Here is a 20,737-nt window from a genome sequence, read left to right on the forward strand (position 1 = left end):
TTGTAGGTAAAATTCGCTACAATATTGCCTTTGATAGTTAATACACTAAAAATCAGGCAATACCATGACAACCAATCTTTCTCAACTGTCACCCACTGCTGTTTGGCAATGGTTTGATCAAATTTGTGCTATTCCACATCCTACTTTTCATGAACACGCATTGGGTGACTTTATTGTTCAAGCAGTACAAACCCGCGGACAGCCATACGGGTTAACGGTCAAAAAAGATGAAAAAGGCAATATTTTTATCTATAAGCCAGCAAGCGTACAGCTTGATAGCAATATGGCAAACCATCCTGCGGTGGCTATCCAAGCGCATTTTGACATGGTGGCACAAAAAGGGGAAACCACCAACCATGATTTTATCACTGACCCTATCAAGCCTGTCATTAAAGACGATTGGGTCTGGGCAAGCGATACGACGCTTGGGGCAGATAATGGTATTGGGCTTGCTATGGCATTGGCGGTAGCGTTTAGTAATGATATTGTCCATCCACCACTTGAGTTGATTTTGACTTGTGAAGAAGAAATCGGCATGGGCGGCGTCCAAGCCATTCACCCTGAGTGGCTGACCGCACCTGCAATGATTAACCTTGACTCAGAAGATGAAGGTGAACTGTTTATTGGCTGTGCTGGCGGGCGTGATGCAACATTTCAGTTAACTTCCTCGCTCATTACCGTAACCGAGGATGTCACGCCGATGGTGATTAAGGTGAGCGGTTTACAAGGTGGGCACTCTGGCATTGATATTCATAAAGGCTTAGCCAATGCTAACTTATTACTGGCGCGCGTGCTGGCAAGCCTGTTTGGCTCATCGCCTTTTTATCTACAACACTGGACAGGTGGGGTACTGCGAAATGTGATTACGCGCGAAGCCTCTGCGGCGGTGTTGGGTGATTTTGAGCGTATCAGCCAGTTGCTTCCCACTATCTTGCAAACGCTACAAGCTGAATATAAAATCACGGAACCCAACCTCACCGTGACTGTTGAAAAACTAGTCGACACGGACGCGCTGTCACCGGCATCTACCAACCTGTCCGCCCTTAGTATAGCCGACAGTCAGCGTGTGCTTAACTTGCTGCGTAGCCTACCCAATGGCGTGATACGGATGAGCGATAGTTTTGCCGGCGTGGTAGATACATCAATTAGCACGGGTGTGGTTAAGCTTGGCCAAACTCATGACAATGATCAAACCGCCACCCTTGAGATACGTTGTCTGATGCGATCTTTGGGTGAAACCCCAAAAGATGACATCGCCCAGCGGCTACAAGCTTTAGCAGATTTGGCAGGGGCGGCGCTAGAGTTAAGCGATGATTACCCAGGCTGGCAACCTGACCCAGATTCCAAGCTATTGGCAGTGGCAAAATCTGTGATGGCAAGTCATTTTGCAGGCGAGCCAAAGCTGCAGGTGATTCATGCCGGTCTTGAATGCGGCATATTTAAAGGTAAAGCGCCAAACATGGACATGATTTCTTTTGGTCCAAATATCCGTGCGGCACACTCACCCAAAGAGCGCGTAGAAATCGGCAGCGTGGCAAAAACTTGGCAGGTGTTATTAGACTTATTAAAAGTTTTGTAATTGCTAATGATTGCTTATGCTGCTATCACAGTTGTGAAAAAATGTCGTCGCTAAGGTTTTGAATTTAAGGTTTTAAACCTATGGTGTTGAGCCTATTTTTTTACACTGCGATACGAAAAACCCTTGAAAACACTGATTTTCAAGGGTTTAGTTTATAGGAATGTTGGGTTTTAATGCTTGTTATGCCGATGTTTTGGCACTGCTCAATACGCGTCTGGCTAGTATCACGATAGCCAATACAAATGCCAATAACCCTAGCCATTGGGCAATGTTGTCCCAATTAGCAAGTTTAAGCGCGAGCGGTGCATCTGAGCCGCCCGTCGTGACTGACGCGGCAATAATAAACGCCATAATAACGCCAATCAAGCTTTCGCCCACAATTAACCCTGCAGCAAATAACGTACCTTTGCGCTCTGCAAACTTTAAGTTGCGCTCACGTTGCGCCGCCGCACTGTTTTTGGTGATATGGTTTTTAATCCACCATGCCAACACCGAGCCTATAAAAATTGGCATATTAATGGTAGGTGGCAAATAAATACCCATACCCACTGCCAAAACTGGCAAGCTGTATTTACCCGCTGAAGTTTTGCGTAATAAGGTATCAGCGACAATAAATACCACACCAATCAGCACACCGATAAGGATAAAGTCCCAGTTCAAATTATGTGCAAAAATCCCCTTGGCAATCGTGGTCATCAAGGTTGCTTGCGGTGCGCCCAATGCTTGCGAGGCATCCATATCAGGGCGAGGCAATGCCCCAGTAAAGCCATAAGCTTTGTACAGTAGTTCTAAGATAGGGGAGATTACCAATGCACCTACCACGACGCCAATCATTAACGCAACTTGCTGACGCCAAGGTGTGGCTTTTACCAAGTAACCCGTTTTTAAGTCTTGCAAATTGTCATTTGAAATCGTCGCCACACATAATACCGCCGAACCACAGAACAACGCCAACGCGGTGACAAATTTGCCATCGCCCGTGGTTAACAATTGCGGATAGGCATTGCCAACGAGCAATAAAATGAGCGAAATCACCACAATCGAGATAATACCAATACCTGAAATTGGGCTAGAAGACGATCCAACCAAGCCCGCCATATAACCACACGCTGCCGCTACCAAGAAACCAATGATAAAGGTGACCGCGGTACAAACCAATACTAGCAACCATGCCAAACCCGCTGGCAAGCTCGCATCCGCCACAAACTGATAGAAACTAACCGCCAATAACAACGTCATTACCACCGTCCAACCGATCATGGCTTTGGGCGATAAATCCTGCTCCATACGACTGAGGTTTGATGAATTGCCACCTTTGAGCGCCTGCATGGAAATTTTTAATCCCTCAATCATTGGCTTCATTAGCGTCAGTAGCGTCCAAATTGCGGCAACACCAATGGTACCTGCACCGATAAAACGGACATTTTCTTTCCAGATTTTCATGGCAAATGCCGACATTTCCATGTCGCTGGGCTGAGGCGTCATGCTCGTCAATATTGGCACCGCTGCACCCCAAGCAATAAAGATACCCAGCAAAATAGCAATACCACCCGCTACGCCAACCAAGTAGCCCGCCCCAAGTAGTGCCAAGGAAAACCCCATGGGTAATTGGGTAATCGCCGACCCTGCTTTAAACCAGTAGCCTGCCGAGTCTGCCAATACCCTAAGTCCACCGGTCAAAAACGCTACAATGCCTGATAACGCGCCACCAATCACAATATCCTTGGCACCTGTTGAGGCATCTGACTGAGCGGGGGTATCAGCTGCTGTGTCCTGTTCGCCTGCCCGCAAAATTTCAGCAGCTGCAACGCCTTCAGGATAGGGCAAATCACTGTTTACCACCATCGCATAGCGAAGTGGAATAGTAAAAATCACCCCCAAGATACCGCCAGCGATACATAAAATAGTGGTTTGCCAAAACGGAAACCCTGTCCAATAACCGAGCATCAATAACGCTGGCAACACAAAGATAATGGACGATAAAGTACCTGCTGCAGAAGCTTGGGTTTGTACAATATTATTTTCAAGAATATTGCTATCTTTGGCAAATTTTAAAACTGCCATTGATATTACCGCCGCCGGAATGGAGGAGGCGAACGTTAAACCGACTTTAAGTCCAAGATATACATTGGACGCGGTAAATATGACAGTGATTAATGCCCCAAGAATAATGCCCCTTAGCGTCAATTCTTTGTGATTGGCATACATATCACCGATAGGCTGAACTTGCATGGGCAAATCTCCATGTAAAAGCAAAAGTTGATGGTGAGTAAAAAAAATATTATGGATTATACTGCGTTTTATTGCTAAAACAATAACTTTTATCTAGCACCCTCACCCTCGAAACATCGAAACACTACGGGTCTGAATATCGGCATCATCTAATACCTAAGATAATGAAGCCGCTTATGTCAGTAAAAAATAGCACTGACAAAGTAAAAATTGTCTGCGGCTTTAAAATTCATTTGAATGGTGATGAAGACAGCTTTGTTAAACGGTTAAAATCACGGTGGTTAAGTTAACAACAGTCTGCAGATTTTATCCCTGATTTAGCCAGCATTTAAGCGGTAAAGGAAAAAAATTATGATTGCGTTACTCACTCGTTAATTTGCCCAAGATTTTTTAGTGGATAAAATGCTAAAAATGCTATTCATCCAACCCAATTTTATTTATGATACGGCTTTTCATCCAGTTGATAATAAGTTAAATGGCATGATGCGTTGCCAATGGAAATTGAATGATTTTAAACCCCAGTAATACCCCGTTTTCAATTTGGTTGGCAGAAGGGCAGTCAAGCCAGCGTGAGATGCTACGTGCCATGCAAGCCATGAAATGCCAATATAACTTACCGATGACCATCGTGGCATCCCATCGACAACCACGACCAGAAATCTTAAACTGTGCCGACATAGCGTACCAAGAGCTATCCGAGCCAAGTGAGCGGGTTGGGTTTGTACTTGCACAGGCCAAAAAGCACAATAGCAAAGTGGTACTCACAGGGCGCAATAGCCAAGATTACGAAGCCAGACGTCAAGACTTCAAAGCAGCCGGTATTCGGTTGTTGACAGGCGCAACTGACACAGCCACGCTTGAATTAATGGATGATAAAGCCGCTTTTACATCCTTTTGCCAGCAACATGACATCCCTGTGGCAAGTGGCTGGCAGTTTGCTAATGCAGATGAGTTAATGGCACTGCTAGCCTTGCATGGTGGGCAGCCGTTATGTGTAAAACCCGTTAAAGGCATATTTGCGCAAGGGTTTTGGCGACTCGATACCGCAGCGGTCGATGCGTGGGATAGTTTTGAGCATTTATACTTCACCGATGCTAAAAAAATTCATCTTGCGCAATTTTTACACGCCTATAACCATAGCCAAATGATAACTGACAAACCCATTGCCATGCTATTGATGCCATATCTAGCAGGCAAAGAATATTCGATTGATGTGGTATGTGAGACAGGGGAAGTGTTAGCCGCAGTGACGCGCTATAAAGAAGGCAGTGAGCAGCATGTGGGCTATGACGAGGCAGTGATGGCACTTGTCAAGCGTCTGGTGGCAGCCCTAAAAGCCGATGGTATTGTGAGCATCCAAACCAAAGCTGATGAAAATGGGATGCACAAGGTATTGGAAATCAATAGCCGCGCGTCAGGTGGGATTGGTTACACCGATCACGCCTTTGACAACGGCACGATGAATCTAACCCAATTAGCTTTTGCCTATTGGTCAGGCTGTATTACCAAACCGCATCTGCCAGCGGTACGTGATACCATCACCCCTTGCATCGTGCGCCCGCTGATGACCAGTGTCAAAATCGGTTAACGCAAAAATAATAGGATAATAGACGCCATGACCGAGCAAAAAACCATTTCGCTATCGCGTGGCGAGCTTACTTTACGCTATCAAACCACTGCGGATTATCAGCTTGATGATTTGTTGGGGTTTGCTGAGCGTATCAATCCCAAGCGCGCGTTTTTGTTTGTATCCAAAGTATTGGGGCGACATATTCCGGTATCCCCCGATAAGATGCGACAAGCCTTCACCCAGTTGGCGACTCTCATACCCGATGATTTGCCCGAGCCGATTGTGGTGATTGGTATGGCAGAGACCGCAGTCGGACTGTCGGCAGGGGTTCATCAAGTGCTGCAGGCGCGTTATCCGCAGGCTATTTTGCTCAACTCGACGCGGCATGCACAGGCAGCAGAGCTTTTCACCACGTTTAGCGAAGATCATAGTCATGCCAGCGTGCATTTGATTTACCAAAGTGATGACAGCGCGCTACAAGCGCACGTTGAAAACGCCAAAACCTTGATTATGGTCGATGACGAAGCCTCCACAGGTAATACCTGCCAAAATGTGGTCAACGCCTTGCGTCAAGCAGGAATGAGTAAGCTTGAGCAAGTGCATTTGGCGACGTTGGTTGATTGGTCGCTGGGCAAAAAACTGGGCAAAAAACTGGGCAAGAAACTGGGCAAAACGGATAATAATATTTTTAATGACATCGCCTTTTTTCGCCATCATTTGCTGGCAGGAGATTGGACGTGGACAGATAGGATAAATGCGCCGGCGGTTACCATGCCAAATGTGTCAACCACAGAGGCAGGCAGTCAGCCACTGCTACCTACCGGCAATTGGGGGAGGCAACCGACACGCGATAGTACATCGGGATTGGATTTTTTGCTAGAAGGTTTGCATCATACGCTTCGCCAAAGACAATTGACCCTAGCGTCATTCGCCCATCAAAAAATCTTGGTGCTGGGCAGTAATGAGTTTGTTTGGTTGCCATTGCTGCTTGCCGAATGTTTGGCGCAGTATCAAGCGGATGTCAAATTTTCTGCCTTAACGCGGTCACCCATCGCCATCCATGCTGATAGCGCCGTGACTAGCGTTATCAAGTTCTTTGATCATTATGGCTTGGGCATGACCAATTTTGTTTACAACGTGACGCCTGAGGCGTGGGATTGGGTGCTATTGTGCGTGGAAACCCCCCAAGATAGCGTGGATGAGATTTGGCAGCGCTTTGATAATGTCATGGTAATTTCACCAAGACTCGAAATCTGACATTCTAAACCTGACAACCGAAGTCCGATACCTGAAATCCGACAACCAAAACCCAATCAGCCACAAAATCGATAAAAGTTAAGTTTGATAAAAGTGAGTGTGAATGACCGATTTTTTTAAACCCGAAGCCCGTTTTTTTGAATCAAAAGTCGCGCTAGTCAAGCCTTATGCGTTGATGGATTTGGATGATACCTTGTTTCAAACCCAGCGAAAAATTGCAGCTTGGCAATTGCCAATGGATGGGTTAGTGGTGGCGACCGTCGATAAGCAGAATGCGCCATTGAGCTTTTTGACGCCAAAGCAGCGGCATTTTTTTAATTGGTTATCCCAATCAACGGAGCTCATCCCCGTCACCGCAAGAGATACCACTGAGATTATGCGCGTCAAACTGCCGTTTGATAGTTGGCAAGTTTTGACCCATGGTGCGGTGATTGTAGCACCATCGGGGCAGCTGTGTGCGCGTTGGCAGCGGCTAATGGCAGGGCAATTGGTGGCGCTACAAGCCAAACTAACCCAGCTTATGGCGCGATTGGCAGGGTTTGAAGCACTGCGCATTACCCCACATTATGAACACTTTATAGTAGACAATAACGCGGCGGATTTGATGGTGTATGTCGCCATCAAACATCAGCATAAAGACCATGATGCTTTGCTGCAGTTTGCGGCACAGCTGCCGAGTGTGCTAAATGAGGCGGCTGATTTGGGCGATGAGTTTTATATCCATGTTAATGCCAATAACTTGGCATTGTTGCCGCACGTCGTCAACAAGCATCACGCGATGCGTTTTTTGCTCGATTATCATTTGGATAAAAACCGCCCTTGTTTTGGTTTTGGTGATAGTTTGGCGGATTTGCCGTTTTTACAATTATTGGACTGGTATGGCACGCCCAATCGAGGGCAACTGCATGATGCTATCAGTCAAGGGTGCTTATAATCATGATGACTCAGGCTAATTTTTCGGGTAGTTATTTACCTGCTGAGGTTATCTTGCTGCTCGATATCGTCAGTGCTGATAGCGTCCATGATATCAGCCCAACGCAAAAAGAAGCGTTAATCCAATCAGGTCAGCGCCATTATTCAGATATGCTGACGCTTGAAAAACCGCCTAGCGCCACGCATGAAGCCTTGTACAATCAAGCATTGGCGGCAGGCAAGCAGCGCATGGCAAATGATGTCACAAGCCTTGCCTTTAGCTTACATCAGCTATTTCATGCTTGTGTGAGTGCCTCGCAGCCGCTGATATTGGTCAGTCTCGTGCGGGCAGGATTGCCGATTGGGGTTTTGCTACAAAAAGCGCTTAGTGATGCATCTGCCAGCTATGCGTTAGCCAGTCAGCATTACGGGGTGAGTATCATCCGTGACCGCGGGCTTGACCCTGTTGCCTTGCAATATATTTTGCAGCAGCATCCCCATAGTCCGATTGTGTTTGTCGATGGTTGGACGGGTAAAGGGGCTATCTATGGTGAATTGCAACGAAGTTTAGCCAAAATCACTGATAAGCGGCAACAAGCGCAACTGTTTCACCAAGGTGACGGGGTGATTCCACTGGTGACGTTGGCAGATCCTGCTGGGGTGGCTTGGCTATCGGCAAGTGATGATGATTGGCTGATGCCCGCAAGTTTGCTCAATAGCACTGTCTCTGGGCTGATATCGCGCACCCTGTATCGTGAGCCCAGTGATGGACTGCACCAAGCAGTGTATTATGACAAGTTACAGCGTTGGGATCGCAGTGGCGAGTTTATCCAAACCATTGATGCGCTGCGTCAGCAAACGCCCTTACTAACACCACTAACAGGCAAGTTGTTGCCGAATTTTGCCACCCAGTCGGTGATAGATGACTTGGTGGCGCGCTTTGCCATCCGCAATCGCAACCGTATCAAACCCACCATTGCCGAGGCGACCCGCGCGATATTACGGCGCGACCCTGAATGTGTGTTGGTCAATGAGATGGCAGACGGACAAGATACAGCATTACTGCGGCATCTTTGTGAGGAAAAAAATATTCAACTAATTGAAGATACTAGCATTGCACCTTACCAAGCTGTCACCATTATTAAGGATAGAAGCCAATGATAACCGCATCTTTGCGCTCATCGACCTTGTTAGCCGCCCATTTATCCTAACCGCTCTTTTACGCACATTGTACTTTTATGACACTATTACACCCTGTAAATCATTTTTTGGCTGCGTCTGTTGCGCCGACTATCAATCCCTACCAGCTGGGTGCGACGCTTTATATGCCAGCCACGCGCCAAGATATTTGGCAAATTATTAGCCAGCAAAAATTGGCTGAGATTGACAGTATCGTAATTTGTTTGGAAGATGCGGTCAGTGAAAGTGAAATTCCTGCCGCGCTCGCAAACTTAAAGCAGCTGCTTGCGACATGGGCTCAGCACGCCAAGACGCATGGTTTTGGCGATGAATCTCGTCCAATTTCACCGCGAGTCTCACGCCCCATGGTGTTTATCCGACCGCGCAACGCCTTGATGCTCACCGAGCTTGCCAGTTGGCAGACGATTGCCTTAGTGGATGGCTTTGTGCTACCAAAAATCGATATGCAAAGTCTTGCCGATTGGCGATTGGCTTGTCAGGCATTGCCATCGACACAGCTATTGATGCCGACCCTTGAGACTCGGCTCATCTTTAACCCGATACACAACCAAGAACTGGCGCTAGCGTTTAGCGAAGGGTTTAGCCAGTCGATTTTGGCACTGCGTATTGGCGGCAATGATTTATTTGCCTCGCTGCGCTTGCGTCGCCCGTCCGATGTGACGATCTATCAAACCCCAGTCGGCATACTCATCTATCAGTTAATTGCGTGTTTTGTGCCGCAAGGTTTTTATTTGACTGCGCCCGTGTTTGAGTATTTGGATAAACCTGCCTTGTTTGCTGAAGAATTGCGGCAAGATGTCGCCTTGGGGCTGGTGGGAAAAACCATCATTCACCCTGAGCAAATTGCTGCAGTCAAACACGCTTTTTATGTCAACGACATAGAGCGCAGTCAAGCCACCGCGATTCTTGCCGCCGATGCCAAGGCGGTGTTCAAGCAAGACAACAGTATGCTTGAGCCAGCCACGCATCGCGCGTGGGCGACCAGTGTGATGCTTCGTGCCAATGTCTAAAAGCTAAGGTTTAACAGCCAATGTCTAACAGTTTGTTATATCAAAGTTAGATAACAAATCACTGACCGATAATTGAACAAAATTGCGCTATGATGACGGGTTAGCAGATAACAATAATTTATGATAACAATTTAACTGATAACCAGCATCATGGAAACCTATGCAAGCAAACACTCTCCCCAGTCAGTCAGTGACGGTTATTTTTCAAGGTGGCATTAACGTTCACCAGTTAGGGAAGGGCGGCGATGACGGCAGTGATTTCATAGCTAACGTCGCCAAAACCCGAGCAGCCTTGCCCCATGCAACCATTGTATTATCGACTTGGGATACGCTTGCGTTGCCCACCGAGTTTGATAGCGCCGACAAATTGGGTATCGATCAGCTGATTTTAAACCCAGATCCTGGTGGGCTACCCAATATCAAATTTGGCTACGACGCCCCTAACAACGTCAATCGACAAATCATCTCCACGCAAGCGGGTCTAAGCCAAGTCAGCACCGAATATGCGCTCAAACTACGCACCGATAGCTACTTGCTCAATGACAATCTGCTACAATTTTATCGCTATTATACCCAGCAAGTAACGTCGCACTCGCAGAGCCATTTATCCTCAAAAACTAAAGAAACCGACTATTCGCCGATTGTGGTGCCGTCATTTTTTACCATCGACCCCAGTATGTTTGAGCATATGGCGTTTCATATTAGCGATTGGGCGCAATTTGGCAAGACTGATCGACTGCAGGCGTTTTGGTCGGCACCGCTGATGAGTCGTGACAATGCCACTTATTTTGAGTCGCATGCACAAGACATCGATGCCAAATTTGCCGACAATACCTTTCGCACGCGGTTGGCTGTCGAGCAGCATATTGCCAGTCATTATGCCAATCAAATCGGCTACGCTGCCACACCAAGCTATTACAATGAGCTCAACGAGCAGATTCTAGACGCGCACAAGGCATTTTTGGCGAGTGAAGTGATTGTGCTTGATATGACAGACTACGGACTACGGTTACCCAAATACGAGTGGACATTGACCGATGCTTTTATGGCGATGAACTGCATCAGCCATGATGACTGGTATCAGCTATTTTATCAATATTGGTATCCCAACCAAGTTGACGAAACCCGCTTGGCGCATGCGGATGAACGAGCGGTGATGAAAAGTGTTGCCGCGGCAGAGTTTTATCAAAATAGCCCAGTTGATCAACAGCAGATTTTCTCGCGTCTTTATCCCTAAATCCGCTAAATAAAAAAGCTTACCCAACAGATGGTAAGCTTTTTTCCAACAGTTAAACAATTAAACGCCAATTTTTAAACATCAACCTTTAAACATCAATCTTTAAACCCTGGGCTTTAAGCGCTTGGTATTCATCCGGCGTACCACAAAAATCAATGTCGTCATCCGTGATTTTGACATAGCCAACCCTGCCGCCTTGTGCGATTAATAAATTATACATCGGGGCGATATAATATTCATTGTTAACCGTCAACTGTTGCGCAATCGCTTGTTGAAATAACGATAGATACTGCTGCTTGGATTTAAAATAATACAAACCATCACTGCAAAGATTGGAGATACGCTGTTTTTCGGTGGTTTTAATCACCCTGTCATCGTCATCGATGGCGATAAATGACCAATGGTCGCCTTCGCCTTCAAATACTTCTAAATAGCCATCAACAGACTCTACCCAGTCAGGTTTTTGAAAACCATAGCGAAAGGTATCGATGTTAAAAATATAAATCGGCTCATCGTCATCAATGCTAGTATCACCGAGTCCCTGTTCAAGTCCCAGTCCAAGCGCTACTGTTTCAGCTTGTCCTGCTGTCTCGCCATCAAGGGTATGAATCATAAAATTGCGCACACCCAAGCGCGTTAATCGCTCAGCAACAAATTGCGGGGTATCATACACATCACGCACGATAAGCAAAAATAAATCGGTACTAAAATAGCGCTCAAACGACTTGATTGCCAAATCAAATACAATGGTATCGGCAATCGACAATTGATACTTAGGTACATCAAAGCCCGCCTTAAAAAAACGACTGCTTAGCCCTGCCATCGGAATTACGAACATGTTACCGCCTCCATCACATACATTTTGTATAGACGATACGCATTGAGCAGCATGGCGCGCTGGCGATCGGGTCTATCTGCATGCAAAGGTAACATGGATAAAAACAATAACACCACCGCTGGCATGATAGATTCTGTGGTCATACCATTGACCCAGGTGCCGGCAAAAAATTCTTGCTGGATTTGCTCCAAACGCTTATCAATATCAAATCGTATATTGCTACCACTAGGGCTATCGATAATTTCATAACGCCCTGCGATGATAAAATCATACATACCAATCACAGAATGGGTGAGCTTTGCTAAATCATAGCTTGCGTTGCCAAAAATACTAAAATTGCCGTTAGAATCCGTACCGCGTGGGTCAAAAACTTTTACCCGGCGACCGCGCATGTCATACATGATGTTGCTAAAACATAAATCGCCATGCATGACACTCACGGTGTTTGGCAGTGCCAATGCTTTGTCGATACAGTCCTGCGCAATCTCTAGCGTACTGCCAAGCATCGTTTCATCATATATTACAGCTTTGTTCAAATCGACATCGGCATCATCGGCATACGCGTACAAGCGCTTTAAGGTTTTTTTATGGTACAAATCTTCGGCATACGATTTGGCAAACCCGGTTTCGATATGGCGATGCACGTCGGACTGATTGGCCATACTAAAAAATTCTTTTAATAGCTGAAAAATATGTTGCCAAAATTCAGTGGTATTTAACCCATGCACATACAACTCATTGAGCGGTAACAATGGCAAGAACTCTAAGCTATAACTAAATTGCCCGTCCACTTGCTGATAATCAATCAACTGCGGGGTAAAACGTCTGAGTGGCGCAGGGATATGGGTGTACCAATAAATTTCCGCTTCAATTTTGTTGTTGTCATCACTGCTTTTGGTGACAATACCTTCACGAATCTGTAGTGAATTAAAGGCGCGTTCGGTGGTCATATTGGCGCGGGCATGAATATAATGGACAAAATTACTGCAATCATAATACGGCTCAATGTTGACCGATTTCATTGCGATAGCTTGTTGGTACAAATAAATCGCCCGTACAAAATTTTTCTTACTAATCGCTAGCGCTTTAATCAACTCCAATCGTGAGGAAAAGGCAAAATAGCCAATCCAATCGGTGGGGTTTTCTTTCATTTTTTTGGTTTGTTGCCAGTCGTATTGGCGCGTTTTATCTGACACACCAATACAATCTGAGTAATCAACTAAGTGTGGTAAAAATACATCCCCTTGGATGATACGAATATGCTGGTATGATTTATCAATGGCTAGATTAAGCACATATAAAATGGTCTCAGCCAATGCCAAATTTTCAGGGATTGTCACCACATCAATGGGCAGTGACTCAATCACCGCTTTTTCATTGATGGTTAAAGTATAAGCTTCGGGTAGTGATAATAGAATTTTTTCATTGGGAAAGTGTTGGCGCACCACATCGACTTGAAGCTGTAATAGTTTTTTATTGCCAATGGGCAGCATGCAAGGCGGAATACGCCCAATTTCTGCTTCGAATTCGGCATTGACATATGAAGAGGCGTTAATGAGTATCATGGCGTTAAATTACCTTAACTGTCGTTATTGTTGTTTTTATTTTTTATTTTTTATTAAGGTGTTAAATCAAGTAACTGGCAAATCTCTGCATAGCTTAGCTTGACCAATTCGTCGGGTCGAATAGCTTTGTCATCCACATAAAACCCTTCAAAGCCGCACCAAGGCTTACCCACGTATAATTCATCATACGGGATATCATGTCGTCCCAGCCAATCGATGATAATTGGCAAGGTGTTTTTATTAATAGCGCCAATATTGCCTTGATAGGTGCGCATATTGCGACTGGTATTGATGACAATAGTAAACCCTTGTCGATGGTATTCTCTAAGTTTTTCGACAACTTCGGTGATGGGTTGGGCATTTGCATAGTCGCCATTTTGGGTGGTGCATAGGGTATCATCTAGGTCAAAGATTAGCCGCTTCATTGTTATTATGTTCCTAATATTGCAGTGATAGACTTAAACTAAAAATTTTTGTATTCTTAATAAAATCAAGTATTTGATTGTTATTTTAACTTCAATACCTTAAAACGAATCCCTACCAAATGATATTACTTATTCATTACTTATTGTAATTTTAGGTAAGAATACAAGAAAAAAATCGATTATAGTGCTTAATCACAATGCTTAATATTGGCTAGATCGCTTTTAACCAATTAATCAATCGATGTTGACAATTTTTGAGAGTAAGCCATAGCACGAGAAATGCAGTAAAAAGCGGGTGAGAGGCTGATGAATCTAAATGAAATAGGTTATGATTTAATAAAAGATTGGCTTTTACTAATAATAGATTAATAGGATAAAAGATTAAAAGGCGAAAAAGCTAGAAGAACAGTAAGCAAAAACCAGTAGCAAAGATTCTAAAATTTATTTGATAGCGACGTGACTATGGACTTTGTACATACGACCCAGTGCGTTTTTCCAACCACGGGCATAGGGCGTAAAGGCTTGGCAATGATCTAAGTGATAGCCATAGCCTGCATTGCCATACGCCATCAAAAAACTACCATCCAAAAAGCCTGACTGCCCTATGACAAAGCCATTACCTTGATTAAATCGCGCTTCAGCACCGTTACCGAGCAAGGTAGCATTGATTGCGGTATAGCCATGCCCTTGATTGTGGTTGGCATTGGCGTGGGTGATATCGATACTGGCGTGATGACGGGCAAAATAGCCACCGACCACGTTTTCATTGCCAAGACTGCGATTGGCTAAAATACGCCCACCATTGTCAGCAAAATAGCCGTAGCCATAGTTGCGAAAGGCATTGGTACGTCGGTTGATGCTATTGCAGCTTAGCATGCCATTGTGCAGCGCCAAAAAGCCATGTTTGTTTTCGCTGGCACTGGTATCATGGCACCACATCGAGCCATTGGTGAGTGCATAAAACCCTGCGATATGGTTGTGGGCAGACACGCTGTTATCGGCATTGATAAAGCCGCTGGATTCCGCGCAAAATCCAAATCCCAGACCTTCATCCAAATGCGCACAGTGATACGCCTCGCATTGCTGGGCATCTATCGAGCCCCCATACGCGAAAAACCCAACATCCCCCGCAAACTGCACAATCACCCCAGGTTCACAGCGGATACTTGAGCCAAAGCGGGCAGCAACCCCATAATAAAACTTATTGATACGGACCTTTGACCCAACGAGCACTTGGCTATTGTAATTACACATGATACCGGCACCATAGCCTTCATCTTGCCACTGTCCATAGCCCAAAAACGCCTTAGTCCCATTGATAGTCATGCCATCGATTTTAAAAATACCATTGCCCCGCTGCATCAAAAAGCCACAGCGGTTGTGGGCATCATCAAAATATAATTGCACCTTATCAGGATCGTCCAAATTGCCAATAATCTCTACCCGATCACTAAAAAAATCAATTTCAACTTGGTCTAGATAATACTCGCCATCGGCAATTTTAATTTGGATAAAGCCTTTATCCCCCAAATTATGTAATTGGCTTTTACAGTAAGCCAAAGCCGCGCGAATAGTCGGGAATGTTTGCGGCACGTCAATACGTTGCCAGCGGTTGGATACTTTTTTAATCATAATAACAGCAAGCTAACAAGTGATATGGCACTCAAAATGAGTAGGTCGACCAAACATCGCCAAAAACCTAGCGATAGTCAAAGCCATTGCAATTATTATCTAGGAAATAGCCGCTGTAATATGTTGGGTTTTCTTAGTGAATATGAAGTTTTTTATGACGTTTTAGGTTTTGCCAATTTTTCACTTAACGAATTCGCGACCCAGGCAGGCCCAATCAAAAAAAATTGTAAGTCTTCAAAAAATGACGGTTTTTTGCCTTCAATTTTGTGACCGACAAATTGCCCAATCCACGCCACCACAAATACGCCAAACCAAAACTTAAACCCAACTGGTAAGATAGCAATCGCTGCCAAGCAAAACAGCACAAACATGCCCATAGCAATAAATAATTGCGTAGACAAGCGTAGATAAAACAGCATTACCAAAGCAATCAATACCAAGGTAAACGCCGCCTGCCATGACATTCCCATGCCTAAGATACTGGCAAAAATCGTGGGTACGCACAACCAATGAATTTTTTTATTGATGGGATGTTGGTGGCTCACGGCGTAGTCAGCCAGCCAGCTTTGTAAGGATTTTTTTGAATGAAGCAGGGTCACGGTTGCCATAATCTTCTTCCTTAAAGATAATAAACACAATGAAAAAAATTGCTGATAAAAAATGGGTGTGAATCCCATCAGTTACCACTGAATCGTATCACACCCTAGTCGTTTGTCAAACCAGCGAATTTACCCTGATAGGTTTTGATATCCGAATTTACCCTGATAGGTTTTGATATCAATGGCTTTTGATATCAATGGTTTTTGATATCAGTGGCTATTACGCCAAGCCTTTGGCTTTTTGCTCACTGCGATACCACTCATACAGACCCACAAACGCATTGATTTGGTACACTATCGTTTGAATGGCAAAAATATAATTTTGCGACATCAAGTTGACAATCAGCCAGACAAAATTCACCGCAATCCATAACCACCAGTTGAATGAATAGCGTAAAATCATCGTGGCTTGCGCTGTGATAGATAGCACAAATGCCAACACGTTAATCCAAAAAAAATCAATCACGCCCAAAAATTTACTGCCATCGTCGGCGACCACGCCATAACCCATCGACGTTAGCCAATTATTGACAGTTGGAAATAATGCCAAGCCAATCGCGATAAAGGCAATGGTTACCAACCAAACAATTTTATTGGCTGATTTGGGAATCATATTGCCATCGCCATCGGTGTTTTTTGACCAATAAAAAATGCCATATAAATGGGTAAAAAAGTTAAACAGCGGCGCAAGCATCAAACCCACCGCACCTGCAGTTCCCTGTACAATGGTTTCACCTGCCGTTGCCAACATACCAAAGCCATTACCTGCGATATTGCGGCGAAAACTCAGCGATACCACACACAATAGCCCGATAAAAGACACCCCCAAATAAAACCAGTCTAACGCTCGATGTTCTGTGGTCAACCAAAAGACTGTAGTCAATGCCACCACCCCAAAAAAGAACCATACCACCGTCCATTGTTGTGCCCATTCACCGGTAATTTTATCCAAAATTGCAATTCGCATTTCGCCTCCAACAGTCAATACAACCATGACAACATTTTTTTAATTAAGGTTTAAAAAATAAAACCAAAAATTTTTAATATATTTATCAAGCATGTCTACTAAGTATGTCTAGAAAATTATTTTATGCCTCGATATCTTGATAGTGGTGAAAAACGTGTGCATCAATAAGCGCAATCGCATCCAAAAATCGCTGATGATAGTCTGGACTATCAATAAACAGCGGCGCAATATGATGACGGGCAAAGATTTGTTTTAAACGGTTTTCAAAACGCTCACGCTGGGACTCGCTGCCTAAAGAGCGTATCCCATCGGCAACCCAAGGGGTGTTATTGGCAAGCATCAGGGTGTAATCTAAGCGAAACTCATCGATACAGGCGGTCAAAAACGGGTGGGTACGCCCTTCGTATTCTTCACAGAATGCTTGCGTGGTCACAAAATCTGTATCCACCAAGGTGATCGGGGCAGGGGCAAAGCGTTTGGCGGCGCGTATCGCTTGTTCATGGTCAGTTGCCATGAGCGGATAGTCATCGTATTGCATACCAAGCTCAGTACCCCCCAAATCGGTTTGCACAAACAGCCGTCCCATTTCTAAGCCATAGCTTGCACCATAATAGTTTGCTAACTTATGCAGTAGTGTGGTTTTACCTGAGCTTTCACCACCCACCAAAGCCACAGTTTTGGTGTAGTCACCTCGCGCTTGCGGGTGAATGGCTGACCAATACAGCGCGGGGTTATTGTGAATCTTGCGGCTATCAAAGCCGTGCTGGCGTGGCGTGGTCACCACAGGTAACTGTAAATCATAATCGACAAACGGATGGGTTTCATCCATAAACACCACGGGCATCACCGTTTCGCCTTTATTATTGGACACGCTCAACTTAGGGTATCGTTGTTGCAAATCCGCTAATACCGCATTGACCTCATTAACGCTTAAATCTTGATAATTGTCTTCATAAGAAGGGCTTACCAAATCAGGTAAAATCTCTATATGCACAAATGGCAAATCAGCAAATGCCATGGTCATCCAGCGCGCTTTGTCTTTTAAATCAATGGAAAAATTTGGATTTGGCGCAGGGTGAGCGGTAATAAAAATATATAACTCTTTGACTTGCCCAGACGCATGTAAAATCGTTCTTACATGCCCCAAATGCAGCGGCTCAAAATGTCCAATAATGATACCCACATCTTGCATCATGCTGTCCTCAATACTTTATCATGGTTTTTTTAACTATTTTTTATTGACTTGATTGTTTGATTACTTGGATGGATACCCCTAATAAGGGTATAAAGTAACGTTATGATAGTCGATTAGCTGCTACGAAGTTACAATGGTTTGTAACGCTAGTATCACAATTCGTAAAGTTTGACGTATCTATCCTATATCGGATATACGCTACTTACCTGTGTTAATACTGTTCGTAATAAGAATGCTGTAGAAAAAGTTACTAAAAGAAACATCATTCTACGTTTTGTCACCCAACTAAACCCTGCATTTGCTTATAATAAGTCATAACCAAAACATAGCATTTTTAATTAATAATTTTAGCTGATGGCATTAAGTTTTAAAGGCGTTAAATTTCAAAGATGTTAGGTTTTAACTAAGTCTTAAGTGGTTTTCTTTATTTTTAACAGGTAAAAAATTGAATGGCAAATAAACTGGTAAAACTTCATCGCTCTCAGAATCATCGTATGATTGCAGGTGTGATGGGGGGTATTGCAGAGTATTTAGGCTGGAATGTAACATTGGTGCGTTTGTTGTTTGTGATTATCTCAACTGCGAGTGTGGCAGTGCCAGGTATTTTGATATACATCGTGTTATGGATTGTCATGCCAAATGCTACCCAAAGCTCCTATCGTGCGGTTTGATGGGTGTATAGGCGTATTTGTAGCACAGCTAAACAATTAAAAAAAGAAATATTATGAATAATAACAACTAGCTATAACAATAACTATAAACTTCTCCACTTTTCCTCCTGCCCAGATAATACATTATCTGGGTATTTTTTTAACCTAAAAAAAGCCTTAAGGAAATGCTTAAGGCTTTTGTTCATATTAAAAATCTTGAAAAAATTGACTAAGGCACAAAACGTACAGGCTCGGCAATCACTTGCTGGGCGCGTTCAGCGACTTTATCAAAGCGGTGGATACTGTTACCTTGGTTGTCCACAGCGACGGTCACAGGCATATCTTCTACTTCAAACTCATAAATCGCTTCCATACCTAGCTCTGGGAAGGCAAGTACTTTAGCGCCTTTGATAGCTTTCGATACCAAATAGGCGGCGCCGCCCACTGCAATGAGATAAATTGCGCCATGTTTGGCAATGACTTCACAGGTCGCAGGGCTACGCTCGGATTTACCAATCATCCCAATCAAGCCTTGATCCAAGATTGTGTCGGTGAATTTATCCATACGCGTTGAGGTAGTGGGACCTGCAGGACCGACCACTTCATCGCCCACTGCATCAACAGGACCGACATAATAAATAAAGCGATTTTGTAAATCAACGGGCAGCGCTTCGCCTTTGGCAAGCATATCGACCATGCGTTTGTGCGCGGCATCACGACCCGTTAAGATTTTACCACTAAGTAGTAAGGTATCACCGATGTTAAACTGACCTAAGGTTTCTTTGGTTAAGTCGTTAACATTGACTTTAATCACATCATCGGAGCCAAAGGACACTTCTGGACAATCTGATAGTGAAGGTACCGGCAAGGCTGCTTCACCTTGACCGTCTAGGGTAAAGTGAATATGACGAGTCGCCGCACAGTTTGGAATCATGGCAACGGCTTTGCTTGCGGCATGGGTAGGAAAGTCTAGTACTTTCACATCGAGTACCGTAGTCAAGCCGCCAAGACCTTGGGCGCCAACGCCAAGCTCGTTCACTTTGTCGTACATATTGAGACGTAAGCGCTCAACGCTATCAAGCTCGGCACCGCTTTGGGCTTTGGCTTGTAAATCATGGATATCGATGTGTTCCATGAGTGAGCGTTTGGCAAGCATCATGGCTTTTTCTGGTGTGCCGCCGACACCGATACCTAAAATACCAGGTGGACACCAACCTGCCCCCATTTGTGGAACGGTTTTTAACACCCATTCTTCAATCGAGTCTGAGGGGTTTAGCATCGCAAATTTTGCTTTGTTTTCTGAGCCGCCACCTTTTGCGGCACAAATCACATCAACTTTGTCACCCGGTACCACGCTCATGTGAACCACCGCTGGCGTGTTGTCTTTGGTGTTTTGACGTTTACTAATTGGGTCTACTAGGATAGATGCCCGTAATGGGTTGTCGGGATTGTTGTAAGCACGGCGTACCCCTTCATTAACCATGTCTTCAACGCTCATCTCAGTGTCACCCTCTAAGTCCCATTGCACGTTCATACCGATATCAAGGAACACCACCGCACTACCAGTATCTTGGCAAATCGGACGATGACCCATCGCTGACATACGGCTATTGGTGAGGATTTGCCCCATGGCGTTTTTGGCAGATTGGTTGGTTTCTTTTTGCCATGCTTCATATACAGCATCAACGAAGTCTTTTGGGTGATAATAACTGATGTATTGAAAGGCGTTGGCGATAGAATTGATAAAGTCGTCTTTCTTGATGACGGTCATTGGCTAGTCCTTTTCACTGGCTAAATAGTGGCGCTATTATAGCATTGTCACTTGCTAGATTGGCAAACAAGATTGGCAAAAGGGCGCAGGAATAAGCG

At 44.6% G+C, this 20,737-nt stretch carries 17 protein-coding genes and 1 pseudogene; 9 read left to right on the forward strand and 9 right to left on the reverse strand.

Going from position 1 to position 20,737, the window contains the following annotated elements; translation table 11 throughout:
- The first annotated feature begins 64 nt into the window (after positions 1-64).
- Positions 65-1,579, forward strand: coding sequence for an aminoacyl-histidine dipeptidase (locus LAJ61_RS08200; RefSeq protein WP_224053521.1), 1,515 nt, complete (start codon positions 65-67; stop codon positions 1,577-1,579).
- 180 nt (positions 1,580-1,759) lie between these two features.
- On the opposite strand, the gene LAJ61_RS08205 is transcribed toward LAJ61_RS08200, so the two are convergent.
- Complete coding sequence (locus tag LAJ61_RS08205; protein ID WP_224053522.1) at positions 1,760-3,811, reverse strand: OPT family oligopeptide transporter; 2,052 nt, start codon at positions 3,809-3,811, stop codon at positions 1,760-1,762.
- 160 nt (positions 3,812-3,971) lie between these two features.
- Here LAJ61_RS08205 and LAJ61_RS08210 point away from each other — a divergent pair.
- The 7 genes and pseudogenes from LAJ61_RS08210 to LAJ61_RS08240 all read left to right on the forward strand — a co-directional run.
- Positions 3,972-4,086, forward strand: a pseudogene (locus LAJ61_RS08210) (IS5/IS1182 family transposase); the annotation flags it as partial.
- A gap of 230 nt (positions 4,087-4,316) precedes the next feature.
- On the forward strand, positions 4,317-5,399 hold the full coding sequence (locus tag LAJ61_RS08215) for an ATP-grasp domain-containing protein (RefSeq protein WP_224053523.1): 1,083 nt from the start codon (positions 4,317-4,319) through the stop codon (positions 5,397-5,399).
- Between the two features lie 27 nt (positions 5,400-5,426).
- Positions 5,427-6,638 carry a phosphoribosyltransferase domain-containing protein gene (locus tag LAJ61_RS08220; RefSeq protein ID WP_224053524.1) on the forward strand — a complete coding sequence of 404 codons (1,212 nt, stop codon included), beginning with the start codon at positions 5,427-5,429 and terminating at the stop codon, positions 6,636-6,638.
- A gap of 103 nt (positions 6,639-6,741) precedes the next feature.
- Positions 6,742-7,572 (forward strand): hypothetical protein, encoded by an 831-nt coding sequence (locus LAJ61_RS08225; protein ID WP_224053525.1) that lies wholly within the window; start codon positions 6,742-6,744, stop codon positions 7,570-7,572.
- A gap of 2 nt (positions 7,573-7,574) precedes the next feature.
- On the forward strand, positions 7,575-8,711 hold the full coding sequence (locus LAJ61_RS08230; RefSeq protein ID WP_224053526.1) for a cysteine protease StiP domain-containing protein: 1,137 nt from the start codon (positions 7,575-7,577) through the stop codon (positions 8,709-8,711).
- A gap of 77 nt (positions 8,712-8,788) precedes the next feature.
- Positions 8,789-9,760 (forward strand): HpcH/HpaI aldolase/citrate lyase family protein, encoded by a 972-nt coding sequence (locus LAJ61_RS08235; RefSeq protein ID WP_224053527.1) that lies wholly within the window; start codon positions 8,789-8,791, stop codon positions 9,758-9,760.
- A gap of 160 nt (positions 9,761-9,920) precedes the next feature.
- Positions 9,921-10,997 (forward strand): WavE lipopolysaccharide synthesis family protein, encoded by a 1,077-nt coding sequence (locus LAJ61_RS08240; RefSeq protein WP_224053528.1) that lies wholly within the window; start codon positions 9,921-9,923, stop codon positions 10,995-10,997.
- 88 nt (positions 10,998-11,085) lie between these two features.
- Here the strand turns inward: LAJ61_RS08240 and LAJ61_RS08245 are convergent, their stop codons facing one another.
- The 7 genes from LAJ61_RS08245 to nadR all read right to left on the reverse strand — a co-directional run bounded on the left by LAJ61_RS08245 (position 11,086) and on the right by nadR (position 18,218).
- On the reverse strand, positions 11,086-11,835 hold the full coding sequence (locus tag LAJ61_RS08245) for a glycosyltransferase family 2 protein (RefSeq protein ID WP_224053529.1): 750 nt from the start codon (positions 11,833-11,835) through the stop codon (positions 11,086-11,088).
- On the reverse strand, positions 11,826-13,400 hold the full coding sequence (locus LAJ61_RS08250) for an aminoglycoside phosphotransferase family protein (protein ID WP_224053530.1): 1,575 nt from the start codon (positions 13,398-13,400) through the stop codon (positions 11,826-11,828). The genes LAJ61_RS08245 and LAJ61_RS08250 overlap by 10 nt, the downstream gene beginning before the upstream one ends.
- 53 nt (positions 13,401-13,453) lie before the next feature.
- On the reverse strand, positions 13,454-13,825 hold the full coding sequence (locus LAJ61_RS08255) for an HAD-IIIC family phosphatase (protein WP_160002311.1): 372 nt from the start codon (positions 13,823-13,825) through the stop codon (positions 13,454-13,456).
- A 441-nt stretch (positions 13,826-14,266) separates the two neighbouring features.
- Positions 14,267-15,457 carry a hypothetical protein gene (locus LAJ61_RS08260; protein WP_224053531.1) on the reverse strand — a complete coding sequence of 397 codons (1,191 nt, stop codon included), beginning with the start codon at positions 15,455-15,457 and terminating at the stop codon, positions 14,267-14,269.
- A 152-nt stretch (positions 15,458-15,609) separates the two neighbouring features.
- Positions 15,610-16,065: an Mpo1 family 2-hydroxy fatty acid dioxygenase gene (locus tag LAJ61_RS08265; RefSeq protein WP_224053532.1), complete on the reverse strand. Its 456-nt coding sequence runs from the start codon at positions 16,063-16,065 to the stop codon at positions 15,610-15,612.
- Positions 16,066-16,276: 211 nt separating this feature from the next.
- Positions 16,277-17,023 (reverse strand): nicotinamide riboside transporter PnuC, encoded by a 747-nt coding sequence (gene pnuC, locus LAJ61_RS08270; protein WP_224053533.1) that lies wholly within the window; start codon positions 17,021-17,023, stop codon positions 16,277-16,279.
- Between the two features lie 121 nt (positions 17,024-17,144).
- A complete protein-coding gene (nadR, locus tag LAJ61_RS08275) occupies positions 17,145-18,218 on the reverse strand; it encodes a multifunctional transcriptional regulator/nicotinamide-nucleotide adenylyltransferase/ribosylnicotinamide kinase NadR (RefSeq protein ID WP_310586009.1) in 1,074 nt (357 codons plus the stop codon).
- Between the two features lie 449 nt (positions 18,219-18,667).
- Between nadR and LAJ61_RS08280 the strand changes: the two genes are divergently transcribed.
- The gene (locus LAJ61_RS08280; protein ID WP_101964643.1) at positions 18,668-18,889 is read left to right on the forward strand and encodes a PspC domain-containing protein; all 222 of its coding nucleotides are present in this window, start codon (positions 18,668-18,670) and stop codon (positions 18,887-18,889) included.
- 208 nt (positions 18,890-19,097) lie between these two features.
- Here LAJ61_RS08280 and LAJ61_RS08285 read toward each other — a convergent pair whose 3' ends face one another.
- The gene (locus LAJ61_RS08285) at positions 19,098-20,639 is read right to left on the reverse strand and encodes a fumarate hydratase (RefSeq protein ID WP_159769220.1); all 1,542 of its coding nucleotides are present in this window, start codon (positions 20,637-20,639) and stop codon (positions 19,098-19,100) included.
- Between the last annotated feature and the right edge of the window lie 98 nt (positions 20,640-20,737).

This window comes from Faucicola osloensis, from assembly GCF_020041925.1.
Classification (GTDB): domain Bacteria; phylum Pseudomonadota; class Gammaproteobacteria; order Pseudomonadales; family Moraxellaceae; genus Faucicola; species Faucicola osloensis_D.